The following is a 13331-nucleotide window of genomic DNA, read 5'->3' as shown; positions in this document are numbered from 1 at the left end:
TAAAAATAGGGAGGAAACACACATGGTAAAACTAATCGCACTTTACAAAACACCTGAAAACTTGGAGCAGTTCGACGAGCACTATTTTGGACATCATACAGAGATCACGAAAAAGATTCCTGGACTTCGCAAAATGGAAGTAACAAAAATCGTAGGTTCACCGATGGGGAAAAGCGACTATCACATTCTTTGTGAGATGTACTATGACGATCATGATGCGTTGAAAGCCGCTATGAAGTCTGATGAAGGTAAAGCTTCAGGAAAAGACTTGATGAGCTTTGCAGCTGAACTCGTAACGCTTATGATCGGTGAGGAAATCAATGAGTAATTACGAAACAATTCTAACCTCTGTTGAAGATGGAATCGCCTTCATTCAATTAAACAGGCCGCGTGTGTTAAACGCGATCAATAGGCCGATGGTTACGGAACTATTAGATGCTTTTGAAAGCTTCGACCGTAATGACGAGGTAAAAGCAATTGTTTTAACAGGCAGTGAGCGTGCATTTGCAGCCGGTGCCGACATTGATGAGATGAAAGAAGATACAGCGGTCTCTCTTGAACTATTAAATCAGTTTAAAGAATGGGATCGTCTCGCAACGATAAAAAAGCCGATCATCGGTGCAGTCAACGGCTATTGCTTTGGAGGAGGCTTTGAACTAGCGCTGTGCGCAGATATTCTTTTTGCTGCAGAAAACGCACAGTTTGGATTTCCTGAGATCAAGCTTGGCGTGATGCCAGGTGCTGGTGGCACGGTAAAACTTACAAAGCTGATGGGGCAGAAAATAGCTCTTGAATGGCTATGGCTCGGTGACCCGATGACAGCGGATGAAGCACTTCAATATGGCGTGATCAACCGCGTTATAGCACCAGAACTTGTCGTGGACGAGGCAAAGAAGTATGCGAAGATTGTAGCTTCAAGAGCACCTTTATCTACTCGTTTAATAAAAGAGACCGTTTATAAGTCCATTGATTATTCCACACACGAAGGCATGCAGTTCGAACGTAAAAACTTTTATCTATTATTCTCGTCTCAAGATCAAAAAGAAGGCATGAAGGCTTTCGTTGAAAAGCGTCCAGCCGAATTTAAAGGGAAGTAGAGGGGATATGAACATGTTTGAAACGATCAGCTACGAAACAAGAGGAAAAACGGCTTGGATTACTTTAAATCGTCCAGATAAGCTCAATGCATTCACATCACTTATGCATAAGGAAATGGTTTCAGCGATAAAGGAAGCTAACAAAGACAGCAATGTAAGAGCGGTTGTGATTACGGGTGCTGGGCGTGCGTTCTGTTCCGGTCAAGACTTAACTGGTTCACCAGAGGGCGCTGATTACGGTGATGTTCTTCGCAAAGGATATAACCCAATGGTGCAAGCATTAGTTGCCATGGAAAAGCCAGTCATCGCAGCCGTGAACGGTGTTGCAGCTGGTGCAGGAATGAGTCTTGCTCTAGCTTGTGACTTTCGTATCGCAAGTGAGAAAGCGAGTTTCATAGAAGCGTTCATTCATGTTGGTCTTGTACCTGATTCTGGAAATCTGTACTTCTTGCCTCGTTTAGTAGGACATGCAAAAGCAATGGAGCTTGCTGTGTTAGGTGAGAAGATTACCGCTCAACAAGCAAAAGAGTTTGGACTTGTAACGAAAACGGTGAGTGAAGAAGAGTTTATGCTTGAAGTGGAAACGTTCGCTGAGAAACTTGCAAACATGCCAACGAAAGCAATCGGGCTCATTAAACGTTATATGAATAAAAGCTGGGAAAGTGATCTGAACGAAGTGCTTGAATATGAAGCTCAAGCGCAAAAAATTGCTGGAGAGTCAGCGGATCACCAAGAAGGTCTTCATGCGTTTATAGAAAAGAGAAAACCAGCATTCACAGGAAAATAGACATCTAGATTAAAAGGAGTGGAGAACATGAGCACAAAGACAGAAGTGAAAGCAGTAAAACGTGATGTATACGAAATGGTTATTGGCGGACAAAGTGTTGGTGGATCTGAAGGAGAATACTTTGTTACATATAATCCAGCAACAGGTGAACCGTTAGCGAAAGTAGCAAAAGCAACGAAAGCGGATGTTGACCGTGCTGTTGAGGCGGCAAGAACGGCTTTTGAAACAGGAAAATGGAAGCGCTCTCCTGTAAATAAGCGTTCTCGCACGATGAACAAGATTGCTAGCATCATGCGTTCTCGTTATAACGAACTTGTTGAGCTTGAAATTTTAAACAGCGGAAAATCGTTAAGTGCTGCACAAGGTCAAGTCATGCAAGCGATTGAAGACTTTGAGTTCTATGCGGGTGCAATCGTCAGCCACCGCGGTGCTGTAAACCCTATGCCAGGACCATTTATGAACTACACGCTAAAAGAGCCTCTAGGCGTATGCGCACAGATCATTCCTTGGAATTATCCGATGATGATGGCAGCATGGAAGATTGCACCGGCAATCGCAACTGGTTGTTCGGTCATTCTAAAGCCAGCTAGCTTAACACCACTCACAGCGATCGTAATGACAGAGATCTGTCACGAAGCGGGTGTTCCTGAAGGTGTTGTAAACATCATTACAGGTGACGGAGCTACAGTTGGTTCATACCTTGCTGAACACGAGGGTGTAGATAAAGTAGCGTTCACGGGTGAGACTGGAACAGGAAAAGACATCATGGCTAAAGCCTCTCAAACGTTAAAACGTGTAACACTTGAACTTGGCGGGAAATCTCCAAACTTAGTTTTTGCCGATACAGATCTTGATGCAGCAGTTGACGGCTCGTTATTTGGTATTTTTTATAACACAGGGCAATCTTGTGAAGCACGTTCTCGTCTATATATCGAGGAAAGTGTATATGATGCTTTCATGGAAAAGTTCGTTGAAAAAGCGAAGAAGCTTGTACTAGGTAATCCACTCGATCAAGGTACACATGTTGGAGCAATCATTTCAGAGCGCCAGCTTGAAGTGATCGACGGTTACGTGAAATCGGCTGAAGAAGAAGGAGCAACTATCCTTCTAGGCGGTGGACGTGCAAAAGTGGACGGTTATGAAAACGGTCATTGGTACCTTCCGACGATCATCACAGATGTAAATGAAGACATGAAAGTAGTTAAAGAAGAAATCTTCGGACCGGTTGTCGTGGTGTCTACGTTTAAGGACGAAAAAGAGGCTGTGAAACTAGCAAACAACACAGACTTTGGTCTAGCAGCAGCGATATGGACAAAAGACCATGCGAAAGCAACACGCGTTGCCGGAATGATTCAAGCTGGAACGATCATGATCAACTCACCGTTCTCTGCATTCCCAGGAACACCGTTCGGCGGCTACAAGCAATCCGGTTTCGGCCGAGAGCTATGTATTGAGACACTTGATCTTTATTCAGAAACAAAGAGCGTCGTGTCCTACACAGGATCACGTCCATTGAATCCTTTTAATCTGTAATAAAGCTCAGTTGCTCTTGGAAGTAGTTGATTTCCGTTACAGGTGCTCCCTTTCCGCGGGGCGACCGGTGAGCCACATTCGTACGTTTCACTCTTAAGTGTCTCACCTGACCGCTCGTCCCGCAGGAGTCTCGCACCTTTCACTCCAATCAACTTGTCAATGCAGCAACAATCTTTACAAGCTTCTAAAAAAGAGACACAAATGTAAAAGCGGGCCTTAGTGCTCGCTTTTTATACAAGAATTTGCTGCTAAGCTACTTCTTTGAATAGTTGATTGGAGCGGAAAGGTGAGACCGTTCAATGACGCGAAGCGGCGAATGAGCTCACCGCACACCCTGCGGAAAGCGAGTACCTGGAACGGAAATCAACCACTATCAAGAGCATCATTGCATACAAAACGTTAAACATTTGTTTAAAAGAAAGGCAGGAGAGACTATTGTTACAAAATGCTGTAGTCATCGGATCGGGTGTGATGGGAAGAGGAATCGCCTATGTGAGCGCAGTTGGCGGTTTTGATGTTCAGCTCGTTGATGTAAAAGAAGAACAACTACAAAATGCAAAAAAAGAGATCGATTCTATTTTTTCAAAAGCAGTATCTCGCGGAAAGTTATCACAAAGTGTAGCTGAAGAAGCGCAAGCGAGACTTTCATATGCTACGAATCTATCAGCAGCCGTGAGCGGTGCAGATCTAGTGATTGAAGCTGTTCCAGAAAATATAGAGATCAAGCGTGCTGTTTTTGAAGAACTAGACCGCTCAGCACCTGAACATTGTGTGCTTGCGACAAACACTTCAACGATGAGTCCGACAGAAATTGGTTCATTTACAAAACGACCTGAAAAAGTAATCGCCATGCACTTCTTTAACCCAGTCCATAGAATGCCACTCGTTGAGATCGTTCGCGGGCATGAAACAAGCGATGAAACGGTTGAACTCGCTAAGGAAGCTGCTGTGAAGATGGGGAAAGAAACAGTAACCGTTAACGAGTTCCCGGGATTCGTTACAAGCCGAATCTCTGCCATGATTGGGAATGAAGCTTTCTATATGCTGCAAGAAGGTGTTGGTACACCAGAAGATATAGATAAAGCCATTAAACTTGGTTTGAATTTTCCAATGGGGCCGTTTGAGCTCGGCGATTTAGTAGGTCTTGATACACGACTGAATAACTTGAACTATCTTCATAAAACGTTAGGCGAAAAATATCGTCCGGCACCACTTTTAGTCAAGTATGTTAAAGCGGGAAGACTTGGCCGAAAGTCAGGTAAAGGGGTATACGACTATACCACGGAAGATAACGGGGTGAAAAAGTAATGAAAGAGGTCGTCATCGTTGATGCTGTCCGTACGCCTATAGGAAGATATAAAGGTGGACTAAAAACGGTTCGCCCCGATGATCTAGGAGCAGTGGTAATCAAAGCGCTTGTGGAAAGAAACCCTAAACTTCCTGTTGGAGAGATCGAAGAAGTAATATTCGGAAACGCAAACGGAGCAGGAGAAGATAATCGTAACGTGGCAAGAATGTCTGCTTTACTCGCTGGACTTCCTGTTGAAGTAGGTGGAACGACGATCAACCGTTTATGTGGATCTGGTATGGATGCGGTCATATACGGTGCCAGGGCAATCTTGGCAGGAGAAGGGGATATCTTCATCGCGGGTGGAACGGAGAGTATGACACGCGCACCACTCGTAATGGGGAAGCCTGAAGTCGACTATCCTCGTGGTGATATGAAAATGTTTGATACGACAATTGGGTGGCGTTTCGTTAATCCGCTTCTGCATGAAAAGTTCGGTACAGATTCTATGCCTGAAACAGCAGAGAACGTAGCGAAAAAATATGGAATTACAAGAGAAGAACAAGATCAATTCGCATATGATTCTCAACAAAAAGCAAAAGAAGCTACCCTACAGAACCGATTTAAAGAGGAGATCGTTCCTGTAAGAATAGTAGACCGAAAAGGAAACGAAACGTGGGTGACAGAAGATGAACACCCTCGTCCTGAAACGTCGCTTGAAAAGCTTGGTACGCTTAAACCGTTGTTTAAAAACGGAAGCGTCACCGCCGGAAATGCGTCTGGAGTCAACGATGGAGCTTCTGCATTACTGTTGATGAGCCGTGAAAAAGCAGATCAGCTAGGATTAAAGCCTTTAGCTCGATATGTCTCTTCCGGTGTTGCAGGTCTGGAACCAGCTATAATGGGTGTAGGTCCGATCGAAGCTTCCAAAAAAGCATTAAAGCGGGCAGGTCTCTCTATAGCTGACCTTGATTTGGTCGAGTTGAATGAAGCTTTTGCATCACAATCACTTGCCTGTATGAGCGAACTGGGACTTGATCACAGTAAAGTTAACGTGAACGGCGGTGCGATTGCGTTTGGCCATCCACTTGGAGCTAGCGGTGCGCGCATTTTAACTACGCTTATGCACGAAATGAAAAAGCAAGGATCGCGCTACGGTCTCGCAACCATGTGTATCGGTGTTGGTCAAGGTATTGCTTCCATCGTGGAAGCGATCAATGAATAGGAGGGTCATCTAAAGTGAGTGCTATTTTATACGAAGTAAAAGATTATGTTGCTTATGTAACATTAAACCGTCCGGAAGTATTGAACTGCTTTAATTTTTCAACGTTAAAAGAGCTTGAAGAAGTAGTAGAAGACATTCATCACAACAGTGATGTTCGTGTTGTAATTTTTACAGGTGCAGGGGAGAAAGCATTCAGTGCAGGAGCTGATCTAAAAGAACGCCGTACACTAAGTGAATCAGAAGTAAGAAGAAATGTGCGCAAGATTCGCGATGTGTTCTCTGCTGTTGAAGCTTTGCCGCAGCCTACGATCTGTGCGATCAATGGCCATGCTTTTGGAGGCGGCTTCGAGTTGGCTCTAGCTTGTGATCTTCGAGTTTCTGTGAGAGAAGCGTCAATGGGTCTGACAGAACTTAGTTGGGCAATCATCCCTGGGGCAGGCGGAACTCAGCGTCTTCCGAGACTGATCGGACAAGCGAAAGCGATGGAACTAATCTTAACAGCAAAAAAGATGATGGCTGAAGAAGCTTTTTCTTACGGCATCTTGAACCAAGTGACGTCAAGAGAAGAATTGATGGCTGTTTGTGAAAACTATGCTGGTCTTATCATGAAGAATGGACCAGTAGCTGTTCAGCAAGCAAAGTATGCGATCAAGCATGGAACAGAAGTTGATCTGCAGACAGGACTTGCGATTGAGGCGAAAGCGTATGAAGTGACGATTCCTACAAAAGATCGAATGGAAGCGCTCGTTGCTTTTGGAGAAAAAAGACCACCTGTATTTAAGGGAGAGTAACTTGTTTCTGTCTCAGTAATTCTACTATTATAGAGTATAACTTTTTTGCATGATGTTTTTCGACGAGGTTCCAGATTTAAGTCGATCGTATGAGTGCAACTAAATTGACGTGAAAGACTTGATGTCAGCTAAGTTTTCTTTATGGTAGGATTGTACAGACAATAATAGGTACAAATGAGGGTATGAACATGCAGAATAGTTTAAACACACGTTCCATGATTTTCACATTGTACGGAGACTATATCCGGCATTATGGCAGTGAGATATGGATCGGCAGCTTGATTCGATTGTTAGAAGAGTTTGGTCACAACGAACAGGCCGTAAGAGCAGCGATTTCCAGAATGAATAAGCAAGGCTGGATCGTAGCTAGAAAACAAGGGAATAAAAGTTATTATTATTTAACAGAGCGTGGAAAAAAGCGGATGGATGAAGCGGCAAAGAGAATCTTTAACGCGCAACAGGAACCGTGGAACGGCGAATGGATGATGTTCACCTATACGATTCCTGAAGAGAAAAGAAGCATTCGTGATGAGCTTCGAAAAGAACTGGTCTGGAGCGGGTTTGGTCTACTGGCAAACAGCTTTTGGATCTCACCACACGCATACTCAGAGCAGATTCAATCTATGATTGATAAATATGACATCAAAGACTATGTTCATTCTTTTACAGCCGTTTACAATGGGCCCAATGAGAATGAAAAGCTAGTTTCTGAGTGTTGGGATTTAAACGACATTAACGAGAAATACAACGAGTTCATCGTAACGTATTCTCAAAAGTATGTGATCGATAAGAATAAGATTGAAAAAGGTGAGATGACAGACGGAGAATGCTTCGTAGAGCGCACTAAGCTTGTTCACGAATACCGTAAGTTTCTTTTCATCGATCCAGGTCTACCGAAGGAGCTTCTTCATGCAGAATGGCTAGGTGATCACGCAGCTTCACTCTTCAGTGATTATTACCGTGCACTGGCAGGGCCAGCAAGTCGTTTCTTTGAAAGCATCTATTCGGATGGAAACGATTTAAAGAAAGATTCAGAGTTTGATGCTCTTAATCATCCTCTTATTCAGGAGAACCGGTCTTAAAAAATTTAGGTTAGATACAACTAAAAAAGCACTTTCGCAAGCTATCGTACGAAAGTGCTTTTCTACTATTCTTTTAATTCGTCACGGAACTGTATCCCTTTTTCATAATACGTGTTGATCGTAAGCTGAATAAGCTTTAGATCATCGTCGTTCAGTTCGCGTATGATTTTACCCGGTGAACCCATGACCATGACACGCGGTGGTATTTTTTTGCCGGGAGGAATTAGTGTGTTCGCACCGATGAATGCTTGTTCGCCAATTTCTACACCATCAAGAATGGTAGACCCCATGCCAACGAGTGCACCTTTTTTAATCGTACATCCGTGCAGGATGACGTTGTGACCGATCGACACCTCATCTTCTAGAATGAGGGGATACCCTTCATATAGGTGAAGGGTGCAATTGTCTTGAACGTTAGTCTTTTTGCCGATGGAGATAGGTCCTTCATCACCTCGAAGAACGGAGTTAAACCAGACGCTTGCTCCTTCTTCTACTGTAACGTCGCCAATCAAGTGAACCCCAGGCGCGATAAAAGCGCTTTCATGAACATCTGGTGTTTTGCCATTAAACGTGTATTTCATAATGAGCCTCCCTCGTAACAGGTTATAGGTTCAGTATAACAAAGGTTAGAATGGGAAGTGGAGAAATTGAATTCCATCTGTGAAAAGTTAAACATTCAGTATCCGATCCTTCAAGGCGGAATGGGAAATGTTAGTAATGCAGAACTAGCTTCAGCTATATCAAATGCAGGTGGGTTAGGCACGATCGGTGCTGGTACGATGTCACCTGAAGAGGTAGAAAATTTGATAATTGCAACAAAGGGGATGACAGACAGGCCATTTGCTGTTAATGTACCTTTAACCGTTGCATCAAATGTAAAAGAAATTCTTAGACTTCTGATCAAACATAAAGTGGAAGTTGTTTCCTTATCTGCAGGTAATCCAGCACCTTACATACCGAAATTAAAGGAACATGGATTGATAGTTATCTGTGTTGTAGCTTCTGTCTATCATGCCAAAAAAGCAGAAGCAGCAGGAGCAGATCTGCTAGTAGCCGAAGGCTATGAAGCTGCGGGACTAAACTCACCTTATGAGACGACGACTATGGTTCTATTGCCTCAGGTCTCCAAGAGTGTAACTATTCCAGTCATCGCGGCTGGAGGTATAGCAGATGGAAGCGGTATGGCAGCTGCCTTTGCTCTTGGTGCACAAGGTGTTCAGATGGGAACTCGTTTCATCGCAACAAAGGAAGCACCATTTCATGAGAAATACAAAACTTCCTTAGTAGAAGCAGATGATACAAAAACGTTAATCGTTGGCCGCTCAACCGGAAAGATCAGAAGAATTTACGATACACCTTATGCTCAGAAGTTGATTCAACTTGAAAAAAATGGCGTCTCACCTGAAGAGTTTGTTACACACACCTCAGAAGATCATCATATTTTAGGAGCTGTAAAAGGGGACTTGGAGAACGGTTTTATCAATAGCGGTCAGATCGCAGGTGTGATTTCAGATGTACCGAGCGTGAAAGAACTGCTTGAAACCATGATGAAAGAAGCAAGAGAAGCAGTAAGTATGTTAAACAATCGTTTCATCTAATTCAGTAGTATTAGTAACAGGAGGGTGTATGTAATTATGAATCAGCAAGACCAGTGGACGTCGAAATTAGCTTTTATTTTAGCTGCAGCAGGGTCAGCAATCGGACTCGGTGCGATTTGGAAATTTCCTTATGTAGCTGGTACTAGTGGTGGGGGAGCCTTCTTCCTTCTCTTTTTATTGTTTACGTTTCTTATCGGCTTTCCGCTTTTAATGGCTGAGTTTGTTATCGGCCGAGGAGCGCAAAAAGAGGCGGTTTCTGCTTATCGAAAGATCGCCCCAGGTTCAGCATGGCCATGGCTAGGCAGAATGGGTGTAGCGACTGCATTTATTTTATTATCTTTTTACAGTGTAATTGGTGGATGGATCATTCTCTACCTTGGAAAAAGTTTTTCAGGAGACTTCTTTAACCATGACTTTAGTCAAATGTTTGGAGAGTCAATCTCGAGTACATGGCCGGTTTTGATCTCTCAGTTCATCTTTATGATGGTTACGATTTTCGTTGTTAGCCGTGGTATTAAGAATGGAATTGAAAAAGCAAACCAAATCATGATGCCAGCACTTTTTGTATTGTTTGCTGTTTTGATTATTCGTTCACTAACATTAGATAATGCGATGGAAGGCGTAAAGTTCTTTTTGTTCCCTGACTTTTCTAAGATCGGTGGAGACGATATCCTATTTGCTTTAGGGCAGTCTTTCTTCTCATTAAGTGTGGGTATCTCTGTAATGGTTACGTACAGTTCTTATTTGAGCAAGAAGGAAAGCCTTACGAAATCGGCAACCACGATTGTATTACTCAACGTATTGATCTCCTTATTAGCGGGATTAGCGATCTTCCCAGGAGTATTTTCATTAGGTCTAGAACCAGCGGAAGGACCTGGATTGTTGTTCGTGGTACTTCCTGCTGTATTTGATCAGATCGTGTTCGGACAATTATTCTTTATTGTGTTCTTAGCATTGTTCTTGTTTGCTACACTTACATCAGCATTCTCGATGTTAGAGATCATCGTTGCTTCTATCACGAAAGGTGAGTTAGAGAACCGTGCAAAATGGTCTTGGATCATCGGAATCCTTATCTTTGTATTTGGTGTACCATCTACGTTGTCATATGGGGTTTGGTCAGATTTCACGCTGTTTGACAAGATTATCTTTGATCAACTCGACTATTTAGTGAGCAACATCCTGCTTCCTTTAGGAGCGTTGTTCATCGCGTTGTTTGTAGGATATCGTTATCCTAGAGAGATGCTCCTTGAAGAGTTTAGAGCAGGTTCATCTGTTTCGGTAAAAGGCTTTGCACTTTGGCTTATGCTGATCCGTTACGTCGTTCCTGTTGTGATCATCATCGTATTTGTTAACATGCTTGGACTTTTTTAAAAGAAAATTAGAAAGAAAGGCGCGGACCATAATTGGTTTTAGCGCCTTTTTTGTGTTAATAATAGAATTTGTGAAATACAGAAGTGAAGGGAAGAATGAATAATGTTGAAAGACAAGATTGCAGTAGTAACGGGAGCAACTCGTGGGTGTGGGAAAGCTATAGCAGAAAAGTTAGGAACATTAGGAGCAAAACTAGCTATCATTGGTTCGTCTGATGGCATCTTCAAAACTGGAGAAGAGTTAAAAGCTAAGGGATTCGATGTTCTTGCCATAAAAGCAGATGTGACGAAAGAAACGGACGTAGCAGAACTGTTTAAACAAACGTTTGAAACGTTTGGAAACATTGATATTTTAGTAAACAATGCTGGAATTGGCCAGTTTAAATTGGCAGAAGAACATTCATTAGTAGACTTTCAAAAAATGTTTGAAGTCAACGTACAAGGTGTATTCTTATGTAGTACAGCGGTTGTTCCACATATGAAAGAGCGAAAAGAGGGAACGATCATCACGATCTCATCAGATGTGGGTCGAAGAACGATTGCTAACGGCTCTGTCTATACAGCTACAAAGTACGCAGTTCAAGGATTTTCGGGGTCTCTTGCGCAAGAACTAAGAGAATTTGGCGTTCGTGTAGGTACTGTAAATCCAGGTGCGATTGATACGTACTTTGCTGATTCTGAACAAGGTCTTGATTTTAAAGAAGATTGGCTAAAAGTAAATGATATCGCAGAAGCAGTAGCGTATATGGCAAGCGCACCAAAACACATGGTCGTTGATGAAATCATGCTTCACCCTCTTTCTCAGGAATACCCGAACGTATAATACGAGGAGGCGATCTGGGTTGAAACTAGATCAAGAAGTGGTATCCATTGAAGGTTCAAAACCTGTTACGCTGCATGAGTTGTTTGGTGAAGAACAAACTTTTTTTGTGTTAGTCAGACACCTTGGCTGACCATACTATCAAGAATTCCTTGCGCAGTTGCGCGAGTCATTTGAGAAGTTTGAACGCTTAGATGTTAAGGTCGTTGTCGTAGCACCAGCTAATCGTGATCAGATTCAAGAGTTTTTGAATGTACATGGCCCATTTCCATTTGAAATCTACGGTGATCCAGAGCTAGACCTATACGAGGAGATGGGGAACCACAACATGACCACTGTGAAAAGCATGCTGTCTGTAGGGGCCGATCTCTTAAAAGGTGAAGTGAAGATAAGCGACATTGTGCCTAAAGATAAGAAGGAAAGAAAGCATTTTTTAAGCGCAGTGAAAAATCAAGACGTGAACATTCAAGGAAGTTCGTGGCTATTTGATCGTAATGGAAATGTTTTGTGGAAGCACATGGATGATACTCCTGAAGATCATGCGAAAGTCGACGAAGTGTTGAAACAGTTGCGGAAATGATAAGAATAAAGCTGATATAGCATGGGCTATATCAGCTTTTTCATGTGGTACGGAGCTTCGGCTGAACTTAATCATATAAAAAATAGCGTCGATCACATAAAAATTGGGACCAATCACATAAAAAAGAAGATGAATCACATAAAAATGGACATCAATCACATAAAAAGGAATAGCAGATTTTTAAAAAGTCTTACTTATACTGCCTGGCCTGCGGTTATCCTCAGATTTTATCCACGAACGAATGCCTCTGCCGGCAAATGGCTCGTCATCAAATCGAGGGATGATATGAAAATGAGCGTGTGGAATGCTCTGACCACCCACTGGATTTACGTTCCATCCCGTGCTGTAGCCATCAGGTGCAAACTCTGAGTCTAGCAAACTTTTTGCTTGCTGCATCAACTCATATGTATCACTCCACTCTTTTTCACTTAAATCAAATACAGTCTGTTTATGAGCTTTTGGAATAATCAATCCCGCACCCTGTAAAATGTCCTGAGCTCTCGGACTCTGCAAAAAATAGCAACTTTCATTCTCTAATACTATTTTTTGTTCAGGAAAACTCATGGGATCACAAAATATACATTCATCCATTTATAAATACACCTCCAATGCTATTTTTGCACATTTTTCATATTTCTTACAAATCAAACAATTCTGGGGATTCATTGACCGGATATCACACAAAATGTTATGATTACGTTAAGAAAACGTTATATAAATCGTTATATAAATTCGATGAAAGATATGAGGTGTGTGCATGAAATCAGGCATGAAGGTCGGCCAAAGTGCGACCATCAAAGCTACCGTTACACCCGATATGTTTGCTCAATTTGAAGGAAAGCTTGTCCATCCAGCTTATTCAACGGTTAGCATGGTCTATCATATGGAATGGGCAGCGAGACAGATTATATTGCCATATCTTGAAGAGCACGAAGAAGGAATCGGCGGTGGAGTTGCAGCCAAGCATATGGCTCCGACGCCAGAAGGCGCTGAGCTTACTGTAACGGCCACGTTAAGAGAAGTTAAAGGCAAAGCTGTCATATGTGATGTGACCGTCTATAACGGAAAAGCGATAGCAGGCGAAGGAGAAGTTACACAATATATCCTTCCGAGAGAAGCGATCTCACAAAAAATTAAAGAGATGAAGGTTTAAATTTTTT

15 protein-coding genes are annotated in these 13331 nt (G+C 42.6%); 13 read left to right on the top strand and 2 right to left on the bottom strand.

Annotation, left to right across the window (positions count from 1 at the left end):
* Nucleotides 1–22: 22 nt before the first annotated feature.
* The 8 genes from IHV11_RS17185 to paaX all read left to right on the top strand — a co-directional run bounded on the left by IHV11_RS17185 (nt 23) and on the right by paaX (nt 7803).
* Entirely contained in the window at nt 23–328 is a 306-nt protein-coding gene (locus tag IHV11_RS17185; protein ID WP_066235887.1) for an EthD family reductase, read from the top strand.
* Nucleotides 321–1097, top strand: a complete 777-nt coding sequence (locus tag IHV11_RS17180) for an enoyl-CoA hydratase/isomerase family protein (RefSeq protein WP_197195656.1) — start codon at nt 321–323, stop codon at nt 1095–1097. The genes IHV11_RS17185 and IHV11_RS17180 overlap by 8 nt, the downstream gene beginning before the upstream one ends.
* A 13-nt stretch (nt 1098–1110) precedes the next feature.
* A complete protein-coding gene (locus IHV11_RS17175; protein WP_066391448.1) occupies nt 1111–1884 on the top strand; it encodes an enoyl-CoA hydratase-related protein in 774 nt (257 codons plus the stop codon).
* A gap of 27 nt (nt 1885–1911) precedes the next feature.
* Nucleotides 1912–3417, top strand: coding sequence for an aldehyde dehydrogenase family protein (locus IHV11_RS17170; RefSeq protein WP_197195655.1), 1506 nt, complete (start codon nt 1912–1914; stop codon nt 3415–3417).
* Between the two features lie 435 nt (nt 3418–3852).
* Nucleotides 3853–4725 (top strand): 3-hydroxyacyl-CoA dehydrogenase, encoded by an 873-nt coding sequence (locus tag IHV11_RS17165; protein ID WP_197195654.1) that lies wholly within the window; start codon nt 3853–3855, stop codon nt 4723–4725.
* A complete protein-coding gene (locus IHV11_RS17160) occupies nt 4725–5930 on the top strand; it encodes a thiolase family protein (protein WP_197195653.1) in 1206 nt (401 codons plus the stop codon). Before IHV11_RS17165 ends, IHV11_RS17160 begins: the two co-directional genes overlap by 1 nt.
* A 14-nt stretch (nt 5931–5944) precedes the next feature.
* Nucleotides 5945–6721, top strand: a complete 777-nt coding sequence (locus IHV11_RS17155; protein ID WP_197126901.1) for an enoyl-CoA hydratase-related protein — start codon at nt 5945–5947, stop codon at nt 6719–6721.
* A 188-nt stretch (nt 6722–6909) separates the two neighbouring features.
* The gene (paaX, locus tag IHV11_RS17150; protein ID WP_197195652.1) at nt 6910–7803 is read left to right on the top strand and encodes a phenylacetic acid degradation operon negative regulatory protein PaaX; all 894 of its coding nucleotides are present in this window, start codon (nt 6910–6912) and stop codon (nt 7801–7803) included.
* A gap of 65 nt (nt 7804–7868) precedes the next feature.
* Here paaX and IHV11_RS17145 read toward each other — a convergent pair whose 3' ends face one another.
* Nucleotides 7869–8384 (bottom strand): gamma carbonic anhydrase family protein, encoded by a 516-nt coding sequence (locus IHV11_RS17145; protein WP_197195651.1) that lies wholly within the window; start codon nt 8382–8384, stop codon nt 7869–7871.
* Nucleotides 8385–8450: 66 nt separating this feature from the next.
* Here IHV11_RS17145 and IHV11_RS17140 point away from each other — a divergent pair, with 66 nt between their 5' ends.
* From IHV11_RS17140 to IHV11_RS17125, 4 genes are all read left to right on the top strand, one after another.
* Entirely contained in the window at nt 8451–9401 is a 951-nt protein-coding gene (locus tag IHV11_RS17140) for an NAD(P)H-dependent flavin oxidoreductase (RefSeq protein WP_197195773.1), read from the top strand.
* A gap of 36 nt (nt 9402–9437) precedes the next feature.
* Nucleotides 9438–10772: a sodium-dependent transporter gene (locus IHV11_RS17135; RefSeq protein ID WP_197126905.1), complete on the top strand. Its 1335-nt coding sequence runs from the start codon at nt 9438–9440 to the stop codon at nt 10770–10772.
* 102 nt (nt 10773–10874) lie between these two features.
* Entirely contained in the window at nt 10875–11594 is a 720-nt protein-coding gene (locus IHV11_RS17130; RefSeq protein ID WP_197195650.1) for an SDR family oxidoreductase, read from the top strand.
* 157 nt (nt 11595–11751) lie between these two features.
* On the top strand, nt 11752–12171 hold the full coding sequence (locus IHV11_RS17125) for an AhpC/TSA family protein (protein WP_197195649.1): 420 nt from the start codon (nt 11752–11754) through the stop codon (nt 12169–12171).
* 180 nt (nt 12172–12351) lie between these two features.
* Here the strand turns inward: IHV11_RS17125 and IHV11_RS17120 are convergent, their stop codons facing one another.
* Nucleotides 12352–12762 (bottom strand): HIT family protein, encoded by a 411-nt coding sequence (locus tag IHV11_RS17120; RefSeq protein ID WP_197195648.1) that lies wholly within the window; start codon nt 12760–12762, stop codon nt 12352–12354.
* A 166-nt stretch (nt 12763–12928) separates the two neighbouring features.
* Here IHV11_RS17120 and IHV11_RS17115 point away from each other — a divergent pair, with 166 nt between their 5' ends.
* Nucleotides 12929–13324: a thioesterase family protein gene (locus tag IHV11_RS17115; protein WP_197195647.1), complete on the top strand. Its 396-nt coding sequence runs from the start codon at nt 12929–12931 to the stop codon at nt 13322–13324.
* Nucleotides 13325–13331: the final 7 nt, after the last annotated feature.

Origin of the sequence: Fictibacillus sp. 26RED30 (assembly GCF_015903845.1) — a bacterium.
In the GTDB taxonomy this organism is placed as follows: domain Bacteria; phylum Bacillota; class Bacilli; order Bacillales; family Fictibacillaceae; genus Fictibacillus; species Fictibacillus phosphorivorans.
The sequence above is the reverse complement of the archived record's forward strand: the minus strand, read 5'-3'. Positions and strand labels throughout refer to the sequence as shown.